The sequence below is a fragment of the Neobacillus nitrireducens genome (genome assembly GCF_030915405.1).
Taxonomy (GTDB): domain Bacteria; phylum Bacillota; class Bacilli; order Bacillales; family Cytobacillaceae; genus Neobacillus.
On the sequence record NZ_CP133262.1, the window covers coordinates 692,230 to 715,315 of the forward strand.

General features: G+C 37.4%; 20 protein-coding genes and 2 pseudogenes. 10 read left to right on the forward strand and 12 right to left on the reverse strand.

What is annotated here, in order from left to right:
• Positions 1-14 precede the first annotated feature (14 nt).
• Positions 15-755: pseudogene (gene istA, locus RCG22_RS03295) on the reverse strand (IS21 family transposase); the annotation flags it as partial.
• An 812-nt stretch (positions 756-1,567) separates the two neighbouring features.
• On the opposite strand from istA, the gene RCG22_RS03300 reads away from it, so the two are divergent.
• Both RCG22_RS03300 and RCG22_RS03305 read left to right on the forward strand, forming a co-directional pair.
• Positions 1,568-4,531: a Tn3 family transposase gene (locus RCG22_RS03300; RefSeq protein WP_308105710.1), complete on the forward strand. Its 2,964-nt coding sequence runs from the start codon at positions 1,568-1,570 to the stop codon at positions 4,529-4,531.
• The gene (locus RCG22_RS03305; protein WP_308105711.1) at positions 4,528-5,235 is read left to right on the forward strand and encodes a tyrosine-type recombinase/integrase; all 708 of its coding nucleotides are present in this window, start codon (positions 4,528-4,530) and stop codon (positions 5,233-5,235) included. The genes RCG22_RS03300 and RCG22_RS03305 overlap by 4 nt, the downstream gene beginning before the upstream one ends.
• A gap of 215 nt (positions 5,236-5,450) precedes the next feature.
• On the opposite strand, the gene RCG22_RS03310 is transcribed toward RCG22_RS03305, so the two are convergent.
• The 5 genes from RCG22_RS03310 to RCG22_RS03330 all read right to left on the reverse strand — a co-directional run bounded on the left by RCG22_RS03310 (position 5,451) and on the right by RCG22_RS03330 (position 8,880).
• The gene (locus tag RCG22_RS03310) at positions 5,451-5,930 is read right to left on the reverse strand and encodes an SMI1/KNR4 family protein (protein ID WP_308105712.1); all 480 of its coding nucleotides are present in this window, start codon (positions 5,928-5,930) and stop codon (positions 5,451-5,453) included.
• A gap of 19 nt (positions 5,931-5,949) precedes the next feature.
• Positions 5,950-7,353, reverse strand: a complete 1,404-nt coding sequence (locus RCG22_RS03315; RefSeq protein ID WP_308105713.1) for an HNH endonuclease signature motif containing protein — start codon at positions 7,351-7,353, stop codon at positions 5,950-5,952.
• Between the two features lie 143 nt (positions 7,354-7,496).
• Positions 7,497-7,733 carry a DUF4279 domain-containing protein gene (locus tag RCG22_RS03320; protein ID WP_308105714.1) on the reverse strand — a complete coding sequence of 79 codons (237 nt, stop codon included), beginning with the start codon at positions 7,731-7,733 and terminating at the stop codon, positions 7,497-7,499.
• A gap of 180 nt (positions 7,734-7,913) precedes the next feature.
• Positions 7,914-8,171 (reverse strand): hypothetical protein, encoded by a 258-nt coding sequence (locus RCG22_RS03325; RefSeq protein WP_308105715.1) that lies wholly within the window; start codon positions 8,169-8,171, stop codon positions 7,914-7,916.
• A 133-nt stretch (positions 8,172-8,304) separates the two neighbouring features.
• Positions 8,305-8,880, reverse strand: coding sequence for a recombinase family protein (locus RCG22_RS03330; protein WP_308105716.1), 576 nt, complete (start codon positions 8,878-8,880; stop codon positions 8,305-8,307).
• Positions 8,881-9,026: 146 nt separating this feature from the next.
• On the opposite strand from RCG22_RS03330, the pseudogene RCG22_RS03335 reads away from it, so the two are divergent.
• The 5 genes and pseudogenes from RCG22_RS03335 (at position 9,027) to RCG22_RS03355 (ending at position 16,843) form a co-directional block, all read left to right on the forward strand.
• Positions 9,027-11,994 (forward strand): annotated as a pseudogene (locus RCG22_RS03335) (Tn3 family transposase).
• A gap of 142 nt (positions 11,995-12,136) precedes the next feature.
• Positions 12,137-13,561, forward strand: a complete 1,425-nt coding sequence (treP, locus tag RCG22_RS03340; RefSeq protein ID WP_308105717.1) for a PTS system trehalose-specific EIIBC component — start codon at positions 12,137-12,139, stop codon at positions 13,559-13,561.
• A gap of 85 nt (positions 13,562-13,646) precedes the next feature.
• Positions 13,647-15,314, forward strand: coding sequence for an alpha,alpha-phosphotrehalase (treC, locus tag RCG22_RS03345; protein WP_308105718.1), 1,668 nt, complete (start codon positions 13,647-13,649; stop codon positions 15,312-15,314).
• 14 nt (positions 15,315-15,328) lie between these two features.
• Positions 15,329-16,042 (forward strand): trehalose operon repressor, encoded by a 714-nt coding sequence (gene treR / locus RCG22_RS03350; protein WP_308105719.1) that lies wholly within the window; start codon positions 15,329-15,331, stop codon positions 16,040-16,042.
• Positions 16,043-16,165: 123 nt separating this feature from the next.
• Positions 16,166-16,843 carry an SOS response-associated peptidase gene (locus RCG22_RS03355; RefSeq protein WP_308105720.1) on the forward strand — a complete coding sequence of 226 codons (678 nt, stop codon included), beginning with the start codon at positions 16,166-16,168 and terminating at the stop codon, positions 16,841-16,843.
• 215 nt (positions 16,844-17,058) lie between these two features.
• Here RCG22_RS03355 and RCG22_RS03360 read toward each other — a convergent pair whose 3' ends face one another.
• The 3 genes from RCG22_RS03360 to RCG22_RS03370 form a co-directional block, all read right to left on the reverse strand.
• Entirely contained in the window at positions 17,059-17,283 is a 225-nt protein-coding gene (locus RCG22_RS03360) for a hypothetical protein (RefSeq protein WP_308105721.1), read from the reverse strand.
• Positions 17,284-17,393: 110 nt separating this feature from the next.
• Entirely contained in the window at positions 17,394-17,831 is a 438-nt protein-coding gene (locus RCG22_RS03365; protein ID WP_308105722.1) for a GNAT family N-acetyltransferase, read from the reverse strand.
• 107 nt (positions 17,832-17,938) lie between these two features.
• Positions 17,939-18,334, reverse strand: coding sequence for an SET domain-containing protein (locus RCG22_RS03370; RefSeq protein WP_141525535.1), 396 nt, complete (start codon positions 18,332-18,334; stop codon positions 17,939-17,941).
• Between the two features lie 256 nt (positions 18,335-18,590).
• Here RCG22_RS03370 and RCG22_RS03375 point away from each other — a divergent pair, with 256 nt between their 5' ends.
• Positions 18,591-18,983, forward strand: coding sequence for a hypothetical protein (locus tag RCG22_RS03375; RefSeq protein WP_308105723.1), 393 nt, complete (start codon positions 18,591-18,593; stop codon positions 18,981-18,983).
• Positions 18,984-19,093: 110 nt separating this feature from the next.
• Here RCG22_RS03375 and RCG22_RS03380 read toward each other — a convergent pair whose 3' ends face one another.
• Entirely contained in the window at positions 19,094-19,414 is a 321-nt protein-coding gene (locus RCG22_RS03380) for a hypothetical protein (RefSeq protein ID WP_308107077.1), read from the reverse strand.
• A gap of 180 nt (positions 19,415-19,594) precedes the next feature.
• Between RCG22_RS03380 and RCG22_RS03385 the strand changes: the two genes are divergently transcribed.
• Complete coding sequence (locus tag RCG22_RS03385) at positions 19,595-20,023, forward strand: VOC family protein (RefSeq protein WP_308105724.1); 429 nt, start codon at positions 19,595-19,597, stop codon at positions 20,021-20,023.
• 1,092 nt (positions 20,024-21,115) lie between these two features.
• Here RCG22_RS03385 and RCG22_RS03390 read toward each other — a convergent pair.
• Both RCG22_RS03390 and RCG22_RS03395 read right to left on the reverse strand, forming a co-directional pair.
• On the reverse strand, positions 21,116-21,631 hold the full coding sequence (locus RCG22_RS03390; protein ID WP_308105725.1) for a YbaK/EbsC family protein: 516 nt from the start codon (positions 21,629-21,631) through the stop codon (positions 21,116-21,118).
• 97 nt (positions 21,632-21,728) lie between these two features.
• On the reverse strand, positions 21,729-21,983 hold the full coding sequence (locus RCG22_RS03395) for a hypothetical protein (RefSeq protein ID WP_308105726.1): 255 nt from the start codon (positions 21,981-21,983) through the stop codon (positions 21,729-21,731).
• 164 nt (positions 21,984-22,147) lie between these two features.
• Here RCG22_RS03395 and RCG22_RS03400 point away from each other — a divergent pair, with 164 nt between their 5' ends.
• Complete coding sequence (locus RCG22_RS03400) at positions 22,148-23,074, forward strand: EamA family transporter (RefSeq protein WP_308105727.1); 927 nt, start codon at positions 22,148-22,150, stop codon at positions 23,072-23,074.
• Positions 23,075-23,086 lie beyond the last annotated feature (12 nt).

A 23,086-nucleotide genomic window follows, 5' to 3' on the forward strand; every position in this document is an offset into this window, starting at 1 on the left:
GCTTTACTTTACATTATCCTGCGCTTTCCATTACCTTTCTCATGTCCGCTTGCCGGGTTACATGGCTGCACTTCAAAGCCGTAATGGCATTTAAATCTCATAAATGCGTCAGTGTAGGTCCGTTTGTCCCCTTTGCCAATTGAAATAACTGCTGCAGCTAGGTTATCAATGCGTAAATAAGTTGGAACCCCTCCAGCTTGGTGAAACAACTGTTTCAGCCCCTCAAGGAAACACTCTGTATTTTCGCTAGGAAGGGGATAGCCAAATCCTGTGTTACTGTGTGGAAAACTAAGGATTAGGGCTTTGATATCTTTATAGGCTCCGTCTTTTACGACAGTCATGTTTCCGAAGTCCACCTGGGCTTCACCCGGAGGGTGTTCTAATCGCTCATGTCTTTCGACCTTGGCTGCTTTGAGCTGTGGCTTTCTGTGCTGTATATATTCGCACACGGTCCTATAGGATCCTGTAAAGCCATGATTGTCTCTAAGATCTTCATAGATCTTTTTATTGGTTCTCCTGTCTTTCCTTTTGAGCTTCATGTCCTCCTCAAGCCAAAAGTCAACGATTTCTCCGTACCCCTCCTCATACATCATTCCTCTTTTTGAGAAAGTAAGAGACTCTTCTAAACTTTCTCCATCTGCATATTTCTTAACGGTTCTCCAATTACAACCAGTTTTTCTTGCAATTTCATTTATTGATAAGTCTTCTTCTTCTCTTAAATGTTTGATATAATCAACTTCAGGCATTGCTAGCATCCTTTCAAATCCTCCCACTGTTGTGATCTCTCAATCAATACAGTAGGAGATATTTTAGGGGCTGGCAAGCCTATTTTTTATGCAGTTAAGTACTGCATAAATTCCTCGCAAACCTCTGTACTTTTATTTTGCAATAAACAACAACTTCTTCATTATTAAATACCTCCCTAGTTTAAGCATTGTTTATAAAAGAAAAAGATTGAATCTTAACATTAATACAATATTTTTAGATTTTTAGGTTGGAGTTTCTCAAGTTTCCTAGTTTGTAGTCATAGCTTTTATAGATTTAAAAATAAACAAAACAGTTTACAAATATGAAGGACGTGTTGAAGGTATTTTTATGTAACTATACTTAGAGGTTTAAAAGGGTAGACTAAGAAACTTATAAATTGATTCATTTACTAATAAGCCTTCACCCCTTTATTTAACAAATTAGAATGTTAATTTTTTCTATTTATTCAATTCTCTATAATATAACTATTTCCCTTCTTTTCTTCCAATATTTATGAAATTTATCATCAAATCTCCATTATAGTACGTAACAATATGATATATAGAAAAGTGTATTTCACATGAGTAAGAGGGCTGGTTTACATTAGATATGTCACGTAAAAATATAGCAAAACCACTTTACCCTCATTCTGAATCTGTCTTAAATATCCCCAATATTTAAGTTCCGATTTTAATTTTGTAAACAGAACTTCTGGATTTTTCATTTCAAATTGTATAGATTAATAGATTTCGCTATACTAAATCTATCAAAAAGGTTCCGATTCTAATCATTTTAGGAACTTTATTTTGGAGGGGATACAGTGAAGCGAAATTGGGAGTTGGACGAGCTGATTGAACATTTCACCTTTCTTCCTAATGAAATGCAACAAATTGGGAATAAGTCTGGGGAAACACGTATTGGATTTGCCATGTTGTTTAAGTTTTTTCAATACGAAGCAAGGTTTCCTACCCACAAGTATGAAGTACCGAAATCCGTGATTCATTACATTGCCAAACAAATTGATTCCAAACCGGAATTATATGCGCAATATGATTGGAACGGTCGCTCTATTACATATCATCGTACACAGATTCGGCAATTTTTTGGATTCTGTGAGGACAACGTTCGAGATGCTCAGGACATGATTGATTGGCTTTGTCAAAACGTCCTTTATCACACTCATGAACTCCAACATATTACAGAAACGGTTTACCGGCAATTTCGGAAACTAAGGATTGTGCCACCCACACCAGAGCGAATAGAACGACTAATTCGATCTGCTATCCGAACACATGAGGAACAGTTTTTACAATCGATATTTCAAAAGTTACCCGAACATTCTTTAACCAAATTAGACTCTTTAGTAGATAGCATTTCATATCTGGATGATGAGCCAAGCAGTGATGATAAGAGTCAACTTTCTTTTCGTGATCTTAAAGCAGATCCTGGTCGTCCAGGGTTAGAGAGTGTGTTAAAAGAAGTAAATAAACTTCGTACCATTCGACAATTGGAACTACCAGAGGATTTGTTTAAGGACATCCCCCATAAAGTTTTAAAGAAGTATAAGCAGCGTGTGGCAACAGAAGACCTTAGAGAGTTACGTCGACATCCCGATCCAATTCGCTACACTTTGTTATCTTCTTTCTTTTGGCTTCGGAGCTTAGAAATCACGGATAACCTTATTGAACTGCTGATTCAAATTATTCATCGAATTAGTGTACGTGCTGAGCGAAAAGTTGAAAAAGAAATATTAAACGATTTACGGAAGGTCAATAACAAATACGGCATTCTATTCAATCTTGCAATAGCAGCAATTGATAATCCGGAAGGAGTTATTCGGGAAGTCCTTTACCCAATTGTTAATGAGCAAACCTTGAAAGACCTGGTTAAGGAATTCAAACATACTGGACTGGCCTATCGGGAGAAAATTCATACGGTGATTCGGGCTTCTTATGGTAGTCATTATCGACGGATGGTTCCTGAAATTTTAAATATCCTCAATTTCCGTTCCAATAACGAGGTTCATCGTCCAGTGATCGAAGCGCTTGAATTGATCAAAAAATACGCCAAAATCGGCCGTCATTACTTCCCGATAACAGAAAATGTTCCAATCAATGGGGTTATTCGTTCTGTTAATAAGGAGATCATTGTTGAAAAGGACGACAAAGGCCAGGAAAGAATCAACCGAATAAATTATGAAATCAGTGCGTTGCAAATGCTCCGAGATAAACTTCGTTGCAAGGAAATATGGGTAGTGGGAGCAAACCGGTATCGAAATCCAGACGAAGACCTTCCAGCAGACTTTGAAGAGCGTCGACAGGAAAACTACAAGGCATTAAACCAGCCATTGAATGCAGAAGCTTTTATCTCAAGGTTAAAACTATCCATGAAGGAAGGATTGGAACGCCTGAATTCCGGACTCCCTCAAAATCCAAAGGTACGTATTACGGATAAAGGTAACGGCTGGATTACAGTCTCACCACTGGAACCACAAGCTGAGCCGACTAATTTATCGCGAGTTAAGGCAGAAGTCGCACGTCGCTGGTCAATGACAAGTCTGCTGGACATCTTAAAAGAAACGGACTTGCGGATTGGATTTACGGAAAAGTTCAAGACTGCTGCTAATCGAGAGATACTTGATAGGCAAACCTTGCAAAAACGACTGATTCTATCCCTTTATGGTATGGGCACGAATACCGGTTTGAAACGTGTAAGTGCAGGTGAACATGGAGAAACCTACAAGGATTTACTATACGTTCGGCGAAAATTTATTAACAAAGATAACCTACGTAATGCTATTAGCGAAGTGGCCAATGCCATTTTCCAAGTACGTATGCAGGAAATATGGGGGGAAGGAACTACCTCTTGTGCTTCAGACTCAAAAAAGTTTGGAGCTTGGGATCAAAATTTAATGACAGAGTGGCATATCAGGTACCGTGGTCGTGGCGTCATGATCTACTGGCATGTAGAGAAAAATTCAACATGCATCTATTCGCAACTGAAATCCTGTTCTTCATCGGAAGTTGCGGCCATGATTGAGGGATTATTGCGCCATTGCACGGATATGGAAATAGAAAAAAACTATGTAGATTCCCACGGACAAAGCGAAGTTGCTTTTGCATTCTGCCATTTGCTCGGCTATCAGCTTATGCCTCGCTTAAAAGCAATCCATACACAAAAACTGTATCGTCCAGAACCAGGTATGACAGACGAGTACCCAAATCTACAGCCAGTGTTAACGCGCCCCATCAATTGGGAACTGATTCGACAACAGTATGATCAAATGATGAAATATGCTACAGCACTACGTCTAGGTACTGCAGAAACAGAAGCAATTTTAAAACGATTTACAAGGAATAACTTGAAGCACCCTACATATCAAGCACTAGGAGAACTAGGAAAAGCAGTCAAAACCATTTTCTTATGTAACTACTTACATTCGGAGGATCTACGACGCGAAATTAATGAAGGCTTAAATGTTGTGGAAAACTGGAACTCAGCTAACAGCTTTATCTTTTACGGGAAAGGTGGAGAGATCTCTACAAACCGTTTAGAGGATCAAGAAGTGGCTGTTTTATCGCTACACCTGCTGCAAAATTGTTTGGTTTACATCAATACCCTGATGTTTCAAAATATATTGTCAGACAGGAAATGGTTTGACCTTATGAAACTAGAGGATTTTCGAGCACTTACTCCATTAACTTATACACACGTCAATCCTTACGGAACATTTAATTTGAATATGAGTGAGTGTCTACCACTTGAAGAAGGTGTAATCGCATGATCAAGAAACGAACTTCAGCTAAAAAGAAAGCAAAGGAACTGGTGAAACATCTTAGAGGAGAACGACCGGATTATGCGTACCTCAAAAGTGTTTTCCAACACTTACGTGTAGAACTCGAGATTGAAGTACCCAAGACATCCAAAAAGTTACCTTATGTACCAACAGAAGAGGAACTAAAACGGTACTACGATGTGGTTTGGAAAGCGAAAAACTTTCAAGATATGATGATTGTCAAAACATTACTATATACGGGTGTTCGGGTAAGTGAACTAATCAATATTCAACTAACCGATGTTGACTTCAACTATTGCCAGATCCGAATTAACAAAGGAAAAGGAAGTAAGGACCGTATTGTTCCTTTTCCTCATTCGTTTAAAGAGACGCTGGCTATGCACGCCGATTCAATGAAGAAAAAGTATGCGATCTATTTGTTTGAATCATCATGGAAGAAGAAATATACGGATCGAGGCGTTCGTAAAATATTAGCTAAATACTCAGAGGAAGCAGAGCTTGCCCAAAATCTGTCGCCACACAAGCTACGGCATTTTCTATTAACTTGGTTGAAAAAACAAGGAATCGATGACGCTTTGATTCAACCATACTCAGGCCATGAAAGCAGAAAATCTTTGGAGGTCTACTCAAAGCTGGCTATTACGGATGCCCAACAAAAATATAACGAAGTAATCAATAAATTTCCAATTTAATTCCATCTACTTTGCGGGTGGTGTCAGCAACGCTGGTACTACCCCTTTAAGTGAGCTAATACTTATAAAGTCTTGGGTGTAACTAGGGGATTTCTAAAAGGATAAAGGCTGTCAGGATTTCTCGACAGCCTAACTATTCATGTTCGCAGCTCATTTCTGTGTTCCATGTGAAAGCTAAGGGCCAAAAAATGTTTCCTTTTTCCTAATAACAAGTTTTACCTTAACCATTCCCAAAAAGCTGATCCTTGAGCAATGATGTAGTAATCTAACCATGTTGAATAATCTAATGATAGCTTTTCGAAATCATCCTCGAAGTTTAAAAACTCTCCAATCCACATTGAAGTCTCACCTTTGGCTTTATCACATTGACAGACAATCCAAAGACCATCTAAGCCCGTTCCAATTGGCAAGAAGTACTCGGGACACTCCCATAAATCTTTATGCTCTAATATTTCATTAACTGTAAATAAATGAGTCCCTCCGCCATTTTTAGGATGTACGAATAAATCAGCACCGTTGTGCTGTGCTAAAAAGGTTATGAGTTCATTTGGAGTATAATCTGGTAATTTTGCTAACTCTTCTTTAGAAGCTGGGGTGTAGAAGTTAAAAACTTCTTCCTCTAAATATCCTTCCTCTCTTTGTACAACCAACTTATTCTGATTTAAACGTTTCTTTAATGAATTAATGGTCTGCATCGCTATTCACCCTTTTACATTAATAAGCTGCCCACCAAGGTGATACTATTTGTTGATGGTAAGATTTTTTTAAAGGAATTAAATTACTATAATCATTTGACCCATAGTAAACTCTTGGACGAATGTGATGAACTTCATAATCGGAACGGTTAATATCTCCATAATTATCTTCATACCAATCTAAATATTTTGTTCTTTTTGCAGTCGTCCAGCTCTCAGGATAATAATTTTTTGTCCAAGTGGTTGAACTAGGTACAGACATTACTTTTCCAGATTTCGGATCCTTAAAAGTAGGATATGGCACACCTTTTTTATTCAGCAGTTCTCTATCAGAAGATGTAGAATCAACATCCGTAGAACCATCACCAAAGACACCAACAAATGTCGAGTATCCCTTCCAAAAATAGGTACCTCCTATAGTGCTTTCTAAGTAGTATGAGGTCCCCATTTTAGCATTTCCGATACTTTTTGTTGCATGTGTGCTATAGCTGCCATCATCTGTCGTTTTTCTTTTATTCGTTAGACTTATTGAGAAACTTTTAGGTTTTAATATTCCACCAGAAGAAGTTATTGTCCCGAAATTTATAAATTTAGCATTGGTTGTATTCATATTACCGACAGCAGTATTTTGACTGGCGAAAAACCATCCCCAACCAGAATCAGATGCCGAAGCTGTATTTTTATTTATTAAGGAGTATTGCTCGTTTTTATTATTTTCAACTACTTCTTTAACAAATTCACCGAGTTCCTTAACAGTAGTGTCTTCTCCATCAGTCTTTACAATATTAACCGAAAAATTACTATCTAACAGTACATTTTCAGGACTAGCTTCTCCGGAATCTTCATTCTCAACCGCAGTTGCAATTGGGTCCTCTACATTTTCTCCACCTGTATTTTCTTCAGGAGTTTCACCTTCTAATGTTGCACTTATTGCGTTATCTTCTACAACTTCTGTATTTTGTTCAGTAACACTTTGATTTATATTTTGTTCTAGAAGTTTATCCTTGGCTTCTTCAATAGAGATATTATCATTTTCTAATGTCTCAACGATAACTTCTGTGTTATCAAGATTTAACTTATCGCTTTCGTCTTTAATTTCTTCCGCTACAACTTGATTAATATCAGTAGACTGAATCTCTTCAACTACTTTTTCCAATTCTGGGTCTAACTTTTGTTCTTGAAGAGTTTCAAGATCTTGTTCAATTTGAGATACTTGTTCATCTAGTTTCTCAATTAAGTTAATCTCCTCAGGAACATACTCATAATATGCATTAGCAGTTTGGTTAACTTCTACTTCTTCGGCTTTTACAGTTTCAATGCTATCCGCCTCAACTAACGATATGCTTTTTAGTGCCCCAAAATTTAATGAGTAGGGTGATAATACTAAAACTCCTGCTAAAATAATTGCCATTTTTCTTTTCATTTCTTTTCCCCCTTTTAAACTATCACTTTGTAATAATATCACATAAAATTGTAAATTTTGTATTTTTTATGCAACTTTTGTAATAAGTCAATCCTACCCGATCAATTAAAAGTATATCTAAGTTTTCTCAATAGCTCTTTACATCAGTTTATAGTTATAAAAAAACAGCAGCCACTAAAGGCTGCTGCCGGAGTAAGTCCGAGATAAGTCCAATAAGAATCCTTCATTTTTATATCTTTGGTGATTAATTCACCTTTTCTCTTTACTTCTGAAGGTTTAAGTTTTATATTTTTCATTATTTCATCAGGGTCCAAATCTCCCCCACAAATAATGAAGCAAAAATAACCTTCAACATAACTATCCTCGATTTTTGTACACATCCCAAAAATCAAATTAAAGTACTATTTTCCCCAGGATTACCAAAATAATCCTTCAATTAACCTGCCTTATAACTGATTAAGGACCAAGAAAAATGGACTGATGAAACAGTCCATCGTTGTTCAATTCTTGCGCCATTAACATAAAGAAAAGGCACAATTCATGCTGCAGAATTGCTCCCGTTAATTGAATATTTTTTTATAAGAAAATATTATAATTCCGCAAATTATAGTTACTCCCACAATAGATAACAAATAAAAATAAGGGGATATAACATAACCAAAGGCTACTTCATTTTGAAGAGTTTCTACTTTATCCCACGCACCTGCAATATCTGGTTTATAGTATTTTGTTTTTATATAACCAACCAACATGATAGTAATAAAATAAATAAAATGTATTATTATTGAACCAATAAATGATTGAATCATTATCTTCATTTAAACATCCCCTTTACAACCCCATATTACCACAATAACTCATATTTCCATTCCCCCTAATCTCGAAAAAATTCACTTTCTAATGATCCCTTCCTTAATCAAGGATATGGCCCTTTAATGGAACAAGGCAGTACTATTTGTTCCCTTCCGATAGCTTTCTATATAATGAAGCCCTAGAGACATTTGTAATTTCACAAATTTGACTTACAGTCATCCCTCCTTCTTTATATAGCTTTACTGCATAATTCATTCCTGCGTGATTTTTATGATATTTCTTTAACCGGCCTTTAAACTTTCCTTCTTTCCTAGCCAACTCAATTCCTTCACGTTGACGCATACGGATAAGATCTCGCTCTAATTGGTTAACGCCAGCCATTACCGTAATTAAGAATTGGCTGTATGGATTATCTTCCGATAAATCTAGCCATGTATCCTTAAGTGATTTTAAGCTTGCCTTTTTATTTCGTATTAAATCAATCAATTCAAATAAATTCTGCGTACTTCGAGTGATCCGAGTTAAGTCTGAAACATAAATAATGTCACCTTCCTGTAAACCCTTTAACATTTTTTGAAGTTGCTCACGATCCTTTGTTGCTCCAGAAATTTTTTCTTCATAAATAATATCCATTCCGATTTCGTTCAATTGCTGAAATTGCCTTGAAGGATTTTGGCTACTCGAACTGACACGTATATAACCGATTTTTCGCAAAATATCACCTCGTTTTTGAGACAAGCCTTATGAGACACTCTTAACTATGATTTTATCAGTCTATTACACTTGTATCAATAGAGTACACTCTATTGATATATAATTGAAATAATTAACTGAATAATCACAGAAATGAGATGATACGTATGAAAGTTGCGAGAGGTAGAGAATTGCTTACACCGGAACAGCGACAGGCCCTTATGCAAATTCCGGAAGATGAGTGGGTTCTAGGAACCCACTACACTTTTTCCAAACGAGATTTAGAAATTATAAATAAGCGAAGAAGAGAAGAAAATCGTTTAGGGTTCGCTGTTCAATTATCCGTTCTACGGTATCCAGGTTGGCCTTACACTCATATCAAAAGCATCCCGGATTCAGTCATATATTGTATATCGAAACAAATCGGTGCGACTCCATCTTCGCTTGGTCTTTATCCTCAAAGGGAAAATACACTTTGGGATCATTTGAAAGAAATTCGAAGTGAATACGACTTTGTAGCTTTTACCCTGAAAGAATATCGAGTGGCATTTAAGAATCTTTATCAATTAGCCCTGGAAAATGGCGATGCCATACATCTACTACATGAATGTATAGATTTTCTAAGAAAAAACAAAATCATACTGCCCGCTATCACTACACTTGAAAGAATGGTGTGGGAAGCAAGGGCAATGGCTGAAAAGAAGCTATTTAATACGGTTAGTGAATCTCTAACAAATAACCAAAAAGAAAAACTTGAAGAGATCATTACTTCACAGCATCCATCCGAATCCAATAAAACTATATTGGGTTGGTTAAAGGAACCACCGGGTCATCCTTCACCCGAAACATTTCTAAAAGTAATAGAACGACTTGAATACATACGGGGAATAGAATTAGAGACGGTAAAAATTAGTCATTTGCATCGTAATCGCCTGTTACAGCTATCTCGTTTAGGTTCAAGATATGAGCCTTATGCATTTCGTGACTTCCAAGAAAATAAACGATATTCGATATTAACCGTCTATTTATTACATCTTACTCAGGAGTTAACGGATAAAGCTTTTGAAATTCATGATAGACAAATACTTAGTCTATTATCAAAAGGCCGTAAGGCTCAAGAGGAAATTCAAAAACAAAACGGTAAAAAGCTAAATGAGAAAGTTATACACTTTACGAACATCGGACAAGCTTTAATCAAAGCAAAACAGGAAAAATTAGACGTTTTTGAGGTTTTAGATTCCGTTATTGAATGGAATTCTTTTGTCTCTTCGGTAGAAGAAGCTCAGGAGCTTACACGTCCTGCTGACTATGATTATTTAGATTTACTACAAAAACGATTTTATTCACTTAGAAAATATACGCCAACGCTATTAATGGTATTGGAATTCCATTCCACAAAGGCAAATGAGCCACTTTTACAGGCTGTTGAGATTATCCGAGGAATGAACGAATCTGGAAAAGCGAAAAGTGCCTGATGACTCACCTGTGGATTTTATTTCAAAACGTTGGAAAAAGCATTTATACGAGGATGATGGTACAACAATCAATCGTCATTACTATGAAATGGCTGTTTTAACAGAACTTCGGGAGCATGTTCGGGCAGGAGATGTTTCCATTGTTGGCAGCAGACAATATAGAAATTTTGAGGAATATTTGTTTTCGGAAGATACATGGAATCAAACGAAGGAGAATACGAGATTATCAGTTAATTTATCATTCGATGATTATATGACGGAGAGAACCAGTAGCCTTAATGAAAGGTTAAAGTGGGTAGCTACCAATTCCAACAAGTTAGACGGAGTTTCTCTTGAAAAAGGAAAGCTATCACTTGCACGCTTAGAAAAAGATGTTCCAGAAGAGGCAAAAAAGTTTAGTGCAAGCCTGTATCAGATGCTACCAAGAGTAAAATTAACCGATTTACTCATGGATGTTGCTCATATAACAGGATTTCATGAGCAATTCACTCATGCTTCCAATAATCGAAAACCTGATAAGGAAGAAACAATCATTATCATGGCTGCGCTTTTAGGAATGGGAATGAATATTGGCTTGAGCAAGATGGCCGAAGCCACACCCGGACTTACATATAAGCAACTAGCCAATGTAACTCAATGGCGCATGTATGAAGATGCAATGAATAAAGCCCAAGCCATATTAGTAAATTTCCATCATAAATTACAATTGTCCTGCTATTGGGGCGACGGTACAACATCCTCGTCAGACGGTATGAGAATGCAACTAGGTGTTTCATCACTACATGCAGATGCAAATCCACATTATGGAACTGGAAAAGGAGCCACCATCTACCGTTTTACCAGTGATCAATTCTCTTCTTACTACACAAAGATTATTCATACAAATTCAAGGGATGCGATTCATGTTTTGGATGGATTGTTGCACCATGAGACGGATCTAAATATAGAAGAGCATTATACAGACACAGCTGGTTACACAGACCAAATATTCGGACTGACTCATTTATTAGGATTTAAATTTGCTCCAAGAATAAGAGATTTATCAGATTCAAAATTATTTACAATAGATAAAGCAAGTGAGTATCCAAAATTAGAAGCCATTTTACGTGGACAAATAAATACAAAGGTCATTAAAGAAAATTATGAGGATGTTTTGCGATTAGCTCATTCTATAAGGGAGGGAACAGTTTCAGCATCCCTTATAATGGGGAAATTAGGTTCTTATTCAAGACAAAATAGCTTAGCTACTGCTTTACGTGAGATGGGCCGAATAGAAAAAACGATTTTTATTTTGAATTATATATCGGATGAATCATTAAGAAGAAAAATACAAAGAGGTTTGAATAAAGGAGAAGCCATGAATGGATTAGCAAGAGCTATTTTCTTTGGAAAACAAGGTGAGCTTAGGGAAAGAACCATACAGCATCAATTGCAAAGGGCCAGTGCTTTAAATATAATCATCAATGCCATCAGTATCTGGAATACCTTACATCTAACAAAAGCAGTTGAATATCAAAAACAGTCTGCTAGTTTTAATGAAGATTTGTTACACCATATGTCGCCTCTGGGTTGGGAACATATTAATTTGCTAGGAGAATACCATTTTAATTCAGAGAAAATGGTCTCGTTAGATTCTTTAAGACCATTGAAACTTTCTTAAAGTTGTTGAAAATGGGGGAATGGTCCAGAAAATGTGCTTAGCGTTGTAAATCCGCATTTTCCTGACGGTACCCCTATATAGAGTAATAAAAAAATAGAAGATAGAAAATGGGACAAACCCATTTAAACAGGGGGAAAGACAAATGACGAACTATACAGATCCTTCAAAAGATCTATTAAAGCACATTGGTGGTAAAGAGAACATTGCCGTCGTAACCCATTGTGTGACAAGGATGCGGTTTGTTTTAAACGATCCAAGCAAAGCAGACATTAAAGAAATCGAATCCCTTAAACTAGTAAAAGGTACATTTACTCAAGCTGGACAATTCCAAGTTATCATTGGGAACGAAGTATCAAGCTTTTATAATGAATTTGTCAAAATCGCAGGTGTTGATGGCACATCGAAAGAAGAAGCAAAAGTAGCGGCACAACAAAATATGAACTGGCTGCAACGCATGATGGCCCACCTGGCAGAAATCTTTACTCCATTAATTCCAGCACTTGTAGTTGGTGGTTTAATCCTAGGCTTTAGAAACATCATCGGTGATATTAAATTACTCGAAAATGGAACTAAATCCATTATCGAAGTATCTCAATTTTGGGCTGGCGTCCATTCATTCCTTTGGCTGATTGGTGAAGCAGTATTCCACTTCCTTCCAGTCGGAATCACCTGGTCGGTTACGAAAAAAATGGGTGGTTCACAAATCCTTGGGATCGTCCTTGGTATTACACTCGTATCTCCGCAATTGCTTAATGCTTACGGTGTAGCGGATGCGAAGGAAATTCCTTTCTGGGATTTCGGATTTGCGAAAATTAAAATGATTGGATACCAAGCACAAGTAATCCCTGCCATTTTAGCCGGACTAGTACTTGCATTCTTAGAAACAAGATTACGTAAAATTGTTACCAATTCCATTTCCATGATAGTTGTTCCATTCTTAGCGTTAATTCCTACAGTGTTAATTGCTCATACAGTTTTAGGCCCTATCGGCTGGAGCATCGGTTCTGGAATTTCCCATGTTGTGTATTCAAGCTTAACCTCTGCATTTGGCTGGGTATTTGCGGCCATCTTCGGATTCGCTTATGCACCACTTGTAATTACCGGGCTGCACCATATGACCAATGCAATTGACTTACAATTAATGAGTGAACTTAACGGAACAAACCTGTGGCCAATGATTGCTCTATCTAATATTGCTCAAGGTTCTGCTGTTCTAGCGATGATCTTTATTAATCGTAAAGATGAAGAAGAAAAACAAGTGTCGATTCCAGCAGCCATCTCATGTTACTTAGGAGTAACAGAGCCGGCAATGTTCGGGATTAACTTAAAGTACGGCTTCCCTTTCCTTGCTGCTATGATTGGTTCAATGATTGCGGCTGTTATCTCCGTTGGCAGCCACGTTATGGCCAACTCAATTGGTGTAGGTGGTATTCCTGGATTCCTTTCCATTCAAGCTCAGCATATGACAATGTTTGCGGTTGCCATGGTGGTTGCAATTATCGTTCCATTCTTACTAACAATCGTTTTTGCAAAAACACGCATGAATAAATTTTCATTTAAAAAATAACAGCAAACTCACATAGTTTGGAGGGAGACATACTCCCTCCTTTTCCTCATTAAATTACTTATTTAAATTAGGCAGGTGTTGGAAAATGACAACAGCATGGTGGAAAAAAGCAGTTGTTTATCAAATCTATCCGAAAAGCTTTTATGATACGACCGGGAATGGGACCGGTGATATCCAAGGCATCATTGAAAAATTAGACTATCTAAAAGAATTAGGTGTCGATGTCCTTTGGCTCACGCCTATTTATAAATCACCGCAACGAGATAATGGGTATGATATAAGCGATTATTATGCGATTCAAGAAGAATATGGAACCATGGAAGACTTTGACCGTTTGTTAGCGGAAGCCCACAAACGAGGTTTAAAGATCATTATGGATATCGTTATTAATCACACCTCAACAGAGCATGAGTGGTTTAAACAAGCCAGAAGCTCGAAGGATAATCCCTATCGCGACTTCTACATCTGGAAAGATGGCAAGAACGGTCAAGCACCGACGAACTGGGAATCAAAATTTGGTGGTTCTGCCTGGGAATATGACGAGGATACCGAACAGTATTACCTTCATTTATTCGATGTGAGCCAAGCCGACCTAAACTGGGAAAATGAAACGCTCCGTGCAGCTCTCTACGAAATGATGCACTTTTGGTTAAAAAAGGGTGTTGATGGCTTCCGTCTCGATGTCATCAATTTAATTTCCAAAGACCAAAATTTCCCGCAGGATGACAGTGATGGCCGAAAGTTCTATACGGATGGACCAAAAATCCACCAATTTCTACATGAAATGAATGAACAGGTTTTTTCAAAATACGATATTATGACGGTTGGTGAAATGTCGTCCACATCGATTGAAAACTGCATTAAGTACACGAACCCATCTCAAGAAGAGTTGAACATGACATTTAGCTTCCATCATTTGAAAGTCGACTATCCAAATGGTGATAAATGGACAAAAGCGGCCTTTGACTTCCATTCCTTAAAACAAATTTTATCCAACTGGCAGATTGGAATGAATCAAGGCGGAGGCTGGAACGCCCTCTTCTGGTGTAATCATGACCAGCCACGCGCTGTGTCCCGTTTCGGAGATGATCAAAAGTATCATAAAGAGTCGGCTAAGATGCTGGCAACTGCCCTTCATCTGCTCCAAGGGACTCCTTATATTTATCAGGGCGAAGAAATTGGAATGACCAATCCCAACTTTCATTCGATTGATCAATATCGGGATGTTGAATCTTTAAATCTCTTTAATATCAAAAAAAGTCAGGGGTTGGACGAACTAGAAATTATTGAGATTTTAAAACAAAAATCACGGGACAATTCACGAACACCTGTCCAGTGGAATGCCACTGAAAACGGAGGCTTCACAACAGGGACTCCTTGGATTCAATCGGCAAGCAATTATCAGGAAATCAATGCAGAACAAGTGCTTAAAGATTCAGACTCGATCTTTTTCCACTATCAAAAACTCATTCAATTACGAAAAGAGCTTGATGTGATTACAGATGGAGAATATCAGCCAATTTCCAATGTGGATGATCGTATATTTGCTTATCTTAGAACTAGTGGTTCTGAACAACTCCTTGTTCTGAACAATTTTTATGACAAAGGGCATACGTTTGTCCTCCCTCCTCATTTACATCTTGATGAATTTGATAGTGAGATGTTACTCTCTAATTATGAGGATTCTACACCACTTTGCCGGGAAATTTCTTTACGGCCCTATGAGTCGATTGTGTATTACCTGAAAAGATGAACGGAGAGGTCATTATGACGAACAAATACCTAACAATCTATAATAACATTGTCGAGCAAATCAAAAGCGGAGAGATTCCGCCTCAAACGCTTCTCCCCTCTGAGAATGAATTAAAGGACCAATTCGATACCTCTAGGGAGACGATCAGAAAGGCGTTAAATTTGCTTTCACAAAATGGCTATATCCAGAAAGTTAGAGGAAAAGGTTCGATTGTAATCGACATTAGCAAATTTGATTTTCCTGTTTCGGGGCTAGTAAGCTTTAAAGAACTTGCTGATAAAATGGGTAGTAAACCAAAAACCATTGTTAATGAATTTGAGTTAATTAAGCCCGATGGTTTTGTCAGACAGCAGCTTCAACTGGGAAGTAAAGAACTTGTTTGGAAAGTCATTCGCACTAGGGAAATGGGCGGGGAGAAAATCATTTTAGATAAAGATTTTATTGCTAATAAATACGTTCCTTCCCTTACTGAAGAAATCTGCGCTGATTCCATTTATCAATATATTGAACATGAATTAAAGTTGACGATTAGTTTTGCAAAAAAGGAAATAGTTGTGGAAGAGCCTTCACTGGAGGATCGTTCCCTTTTAGACCTTGAAGGCTTTCATAATGTAGTTGTCATAAAAAACTATGTTTATTTAGATGATGCTACCCTCTTTCAATATACCGAATCAAGGCATCGGCCAGATAAATTTCGATTTGTTGATTTTGCTCGGAGATCCCATTGATTTAGTAAGAAGACCGCCCTTTTCAAATTGGCGGTCTTCTTTTTATGTCTTACTGTTGGAAAAGGATTTTGTCCCTGAAGTTTGCTACAATATAAAGTATCCAAATCGTGAGGTGAGAATTGTATGTGCGGGCGGTTCACATTAACAGCAACCTTTGCAGAAATTATTGATCGTTTCGATATTGCAGCATTTCTTGACGAAGAAAATTATACTCCGAGTTATAATATCGCTCCATCTCAAGCTGTTCTGGCCGTTATTAACGACGGGAAGTCCAATCGGATGGGATTTTTAAAATGGGGCTTGGTTCCGCCTTGGGCAAAGGATTCGGCTATTGGCCATAAAATGATTAATGCCCGAGCAGAAACATTAGCCGAAAAGCCAAGTTTCCGAACGGCCTTCAAGAAAAAGCGCTGTTTAATCATCGCGGATAGTTTTTATGAATGGAAACGTCATGAGGACAAAAGCAAAACGCCGATGCGGATTAAACTAAAGTCAGCTGATTTGTTCGCGATGGCGGGTATATGGGAAGCTTGGAAGTCCCCTGAAGGAAAAACTCTTTATACCTGTTCTGTTATTACAACGGGTCCAAATGAGCTCATGAAAGATATTCATGATCGGATGCCTGTTATTCTGAAGCCAGAGGATGAAAAAACATGGCTAAACCCGTCCATTTCCGACACCAATGATTTAAATAAGCTTCTCATACCTTATGATGAAAACTTAATGGAAACTTATGAGGTATCTTCCCTAGTTAACTCACCGAGGAACAACACCGTGGAGCTTATCCAAAAAATTTGTTAATTCTTTTCTATAAAATAGGCTTTTATTTTTAAAATTATTTTTTCAATATGGACAGGTTTACTACATGCAAGTACAAGCTGCCACATAAGATGTATTAACCCATAAAAGTTTTCCTTCTTTAGAAAGTGGTTCAACCACTTTCTTTTTTTATGGAAAAAATAGGACTAATGATTAAGAAACCCCTATTCAATTGGGAAAAGGGGTCAGCTCCTACCTTATTCTTTCGCTTTATTATCCCACCATTCTCGAACCTCAAAAATGCCACTGACTTCATTTTTTGCCTTTTCAAAGACTTCTACGGTTTCATCAGTGGAATAGGATAAAATATAGTGGGTTGGTGTTTCGCTTAGAACTCGAAAGGAACTAATTTCCCCATCCTTCATTTCAACCATATATACTTTCCCGCTCAGGACATCATTAGCTGTTACTAAATTTCTCATATCTTTTCATCCCCCCTACATTACTTTACTCTTAGATTAGCAGATTTCATGCATCAAAAAATGAAAGAAATTCGAAAAAATATCGAGAATTAAAACCTATCATTTATGTTTCAAATCGAGAAATAATAAAAATAATTAGTTTCCTTTTCAAAACCTATCTTTTCATAGAGTCTTTGAGCATTATGATTATCCACACCTGTCTCCAGCAAAACACCTTTTGCGCCTGTTGCCTTCGCAAACTCAATTGCCTTATGTATTAATTTCTCCCCTGCACCTCTTCCGCGGAATTGCTCCTTCACATACAAATCATTTAATACCCATGATCGCATCATGCTTACAGACGAAAACGACGGATACAGCTGTACAAAACCAACTGGGTCATTCCCATCAAATGCCATAAACACAACGGATTCATCATTCATTATTCTTGCTTTTAAAAACTCCCGTGCTTCTTCCTGATTTGACGTCTGTTCATAAAACACCCTGTATAAATCAAAAAGTTCTGTTAAAGAATCCAGATCACTGAATGTAGCCTTTTTTATTATCAATTTAATACCTCCTCCTAAAACAAATGAAGTGAAATAAATCTGATTAATCATTCTTACAAAAAAAGGATAGATAAAGCAGAGGTCTGACTTTATCTATCCTTTTTTACTTATTCATTTTCAGATTCATCCTCTTTATTAAACCAAAGTGGGTCATTATTATCCTCTTCACCATTATAGTTGATGAGGATTTCTTCCCCGGCTTTGATATCCTTGTACGCATAAAAGTCGAACGTGTGATTCGGAAAATTAATTTCATATGTAGCATTAGGCTCATACGAATGGTTAAACAACATCCCATATCCTAACAGAAGTGCAGTATGGTTGATTCCATATTCAAAGGCATAATCTGCAAGCAATGTTTTCTCAATATGAACATGCTCCTCGTTTGGATAAGGAATAACCGGCGCCTCATGAATCAGCTCACCTTTTTCAATATCACGTGTCGCAAATACCCCTCTATTTAATTCCCCATCACTAAGCTTCGAAGTTTTAATTTCAATCATGTTAATCACCTATTTGTTCTTTCCATTAAAGTTTTATCATATTATAGCTTGCCATTATATAAAGCAGAAAGCAAATGTTTTTTCATTCTTCACGGCTACTCTCTGCTTGAAATAGTGCCTTAAAATGGTGCCTGACACCAGGACACAATGATCAAAATAAGTCAAAGGATTTCTTAACAGCTTTTACTGAATGCGTCATTTATTTGAAGATGGAATCATAAAATAGGAATATACGTTCGCAACAGGAGGCGGGGACATGGGGAAGATGCTTACAGGTGAAATGTTGGTAAAGTATTACGAGTTAAACAAGCAAAAGAAAGAAATAGAAATGGAAATGAATGAATTAAAGGATGCTTTTCAAAGTTACTTTAATAATTTAGTGGGTTCTGATCACAAAGGGGAAATTACCATAAGCGGCTATAAGCTGCAACGGCAAATACGAAAAACAGAAAAATATGACGAGGCCGAAACCATTAAAAGATTAGAAGAATTACAGCTAAATGAGCTTATTCAAGTGGTGAAAAAACCAGATGATGTAAAAATAAAAGCTGCGCTTAATTTGGGCTTATTGAATCCTAATCAGTTAGAGGGCTGCGTTATTTCGACTTGCTCCCCTGCTATTTCTGTGAAGCCGATCACGCCAAGATAAATGAGAACAGCCCGCACATCATCACTAAGATGCGCGGGCTTTTTGTTAATCAAATTGGTATAAAATAATAGATGACGATGTAGGGATTTCGCAGGTTAATTTTAGGTAATTCATTTTTTTAGAATGTAACAAGTTCCATCTTCTGCAAAAAATAAGGTTTCTCCGTGGTTCACATTAAAATTAACATTTTTTTTGTCGTAAATCAGTTTCGATACTACTTCAAATTCCTCAACTAATTCGGAAGCCGGGTTAACAATTAAATCTTGTTTTCCATTTGTAGTAACAAATCCTTTCGGGTTATATTTCCTTTCGGGCTTTAATTCTGTCGTCCAATTTCCATCCAGCAGAACGGAGAGTGCAGTAAATTTTGTTTTTCTAGTTTGTACTGACCAAAGCTTCCGACAATTACATCGATGTATTTTGAATTTCATCACACAATACCCTCTTTCAACTGAAGAATTCAAAATATGATGATTGTAAATTGTATTCTCGGTGGTTCGAAAATATTTATTGTAGTCTGTTTGAAGATTGGCCTTTCGTAGAATTTGAAAATATACCACTTAATGGTACAATTACCAATGGCTAATTAACTTACAAAGGGGTTATTGCAAATGTCTGTTGATGTTTATCTTAATTTTAACGGAAACTGTCGTGAGGCAGCAGAGTTTTACGCGGAGGTTTTTGGTACAGAAAAACCACAAATTATGACTTTTGGGGAAGCACCGAAGAACCCAGAATATCCACTTCCTGAAGAAGCAAAAAACATGGTTATGCACACTCGGTTGAATATTGATGGAAGCAACGTTATGTTCTCAGATGTTTTCCCCGGGATGCCTTTTACAGCTGGTAATAACATAAGCCTTGCAATCGTAAATAAGGACTTGGATAAAATAAAAACCTATTTTAACAAACTGAAAGAAGGCGGCTCAGTGACCATGGAGCTTCAAGAAACATTTTGGAGCAAATGCTATGGTTCCATAAAAGATAAGTTTGGAATTGAATGGCTATTTAGCTATGACAATGGCGAGAGCGCAATGTAAGTGGTTTTACAGAAGAAGGCAGGGCATATTTGTAACGGGTTCCGTTAACTATCGCAAACATTAAAAAAGTAATGCAAAAAGACCTTCAAATTGTATCGTAATTTGGAGGTCTTTTTTTGTTGATATAAAGGGATTTCGGTAATTATTTAAGAAGAATTTGTAGTGCAACTTGTATATTAAAATGTGGGGGTACAATAGGCAGTGTACCTCAGCAAAATACACTTCATTTTTACTTGCAAATTGATATACAGAAGATATTGGTTAGGCCCTACTTTAACTGAATGTTGAATTCACTGTGTTTGAAAAATAAACGGAAAAAATCCGGCTAAATTGGGAAATACCCATATTTCCTTAAAAATAAGGGAAGTTTCTCCGCTTATATGATTCAAATCTTTAGATATTGTCTTATTTTGAGGAAATACCCGGAGTATCTCCGCTTATATCTGCTTCTCTAGCTTCCTCTATAAACATTAGACGGAAATTTTCCGTCTATGAATTCTCATACCTACGCAAAAATCGATACAAGAAGACGGAAATGGTTTGCCAACTTCTTCGTAATACGCAATCCAAAGAATTAGCCATTAAAAGCAAAATGGCAAGGGTAGAAATCCTTGCTATTTCAATGTTTTTTAATCCCTCTAGCCTTACATATTGTCCTACATTTTATAGTGCAAAAAGGATTACATTTTGATTTGCATTTCCTTGTGCAAATTGACGTTTTGCGATAGGAAACGGAACCGTTTAGCATATTTGCCCGGTCTATTTTGGTTTCCTATGAACATTCATTTTCTAGGGCAAAATACCCCACTAGTTACCAGTGAGCTGATTTTTCAACCATGACGGGCATTAGTCGCCCTCACTAGTTACCGGTTAGACGATTTTTCAGCCTCGACGGGCATTAGTCGCTCTCGCTAGTTACCGGTTAGACGATTTTTCAGCCTCGACGGGCATTAGTCGCTCTCGCTAGTTACAGTTTAACCGATTTTTCAGCCTCGACGGGCATTAGTCGCCCTTACTAGTTACCGTTTAGACGATTTTTCCACTCAAATTCAACGGTCACAAAGGTATGAAGCAAAAAAATTCTTTTTAAAGTTACACTTCCATTTGCTGGCTTACTTCTGCTTGCTCTTCGTCTTCTCCCCATCCCTTGCATACATCAATCCATTCTTTTGCAAAGGAATACTTAAATAACTCATCTTTCGTTAATTCAATCGCAGAATTTGAGCTTCCACAGGCTGGGTATAGTGTTTCGAAGCGCTGCATAGAAACATCCAAGTAGACGTCCAGCTCATTCGTTAATCCGAACGGACAAACGCCGCCAATGGCATGTCCGGTTTGTTCAAGTACTTCCTCGGGCGAGAGCATCCTTGCTTTGAAACCGAATTGATGCCGAAACTTCTTATTATCGATTTTTGCATCACCGGCAGCAACCACAAGAATCGCCATTTCCTCGCTCCCCCTAAAGGATAATGTCTTCGCAATTCGTGCAGGAGCAACGCCAATCGTCTCAGCGGCTTGCTCCACCGTTGCACTCGAGCTTTCAAATTCCATTACATCAACATCGCGTTCCCATTGTTTAAAATGGGCCTTCACACTTTCTAATGACATCTTTTACACCCTTTCCCTCTTAGTAATATTAGAATAATAACATAATTCAGAGGGATCATGCGAAAAGACGACTTGTAGACCGAAAGCCACTTTCAGTTTATTCCCAAATTTTATATTCATCCTCCATATTATCTAAACCAACTTTTCCCTTTTTCATCTTTGGTGGGCAAATGGAGTTATATTTCATGATCTTTTCATTAATACTTGCTATCAAACTCATAAATTCAGATTCAGTGGGTCCTAGTTCTTTTATTTTTATGGCTTTAGAAATTTCTTGTCTGATTTCCGTTTGTAAAATCACAAAGGATGGAAGCTCCAACAAATCTACATGACTATCATTCTTATAGACCATAAATTTCTTCTCCCCTCATCTTCTTGTTTTATCTACTATATTCTATCCTTCCCATACATTTTCCTTCGATTAGGATGGAATTTTTCAAACTAAATCCCTTAATAGTGTTATAATAATTTTTATATTTAAAAAATTAGGATTTTCGTAGTATAGGGAGGGATCAAATGAATTCGCAAGTAGCTGTAATGTCCTCCCCAAGGACAAAAGGTATAATATTAGTGCTGATTGCGGCGACCTTGTGGGGGGTTTCAGGAACGGTTGCCCAATTCCTATTTCATCAACAAGGCTTTAGTGCGAATTGGCTTGTTGTTAATCGTCTGATTTTTTCAGGTTTGGGTTTATTATTTTTTTTCCATTCGGTGGGGAAACAAAATATCTGGAGTATTTGGAGAAATAAACAGGATGTCTTCCGCATCGTCATCTTTGGTGTGATTGGTATGTTTGGCGTTCAGTATACCTATTTTGCTGCCATCGAACATGGAAATGCAGCAACTGCAACGATTTTACAGTACCTAGCGCCAGTGATTATCGCCTGTTATTTAAGTTTTCGTGCAAAGTCCTTACCAGCAAAAAATGAATTATTGGCGATTGGATTAGCTCTTTTTGGAACGTTTCTCCTCGTGACGAAAGGAAATATTCATTCCCTTTCCATTTCAGGTTCTGCGTTTATATGGGGAATTTTATCCGCGTTTGCACTAGCTTTTTATTCACTCTATCCGGGAAGTTTGTTGAATAAATGGGGGTCTCTTCTTACGGTTGGCTGGGGAATGATGATTGGTGGGATTGCCTTTAGCTTTATTCATCCACCATGGAAATTTCAAGGTCAATGGAATTTAACTTCTTTTTTAGCCGTCGTTTTTGTGATAATTTTCGGTACGTTAATTGCCTTTTTTTGCTATATGGAAAGCCTGAAATACATCCGTGCTTCTGAAGCAAGTTTGCTCGCCTGTGTCGAACCATTATCAGCAGCCTTTTTAGCAGTTGCCTGGCTCCAAGTATCATTCGGCCCAGCTGAATGGATTGGTTCCATATTAATCATTGCCACCATTTTTATATTATCCGCTGTTAAACGGAAATCAAATGGTGCCTGACACCACATCAAT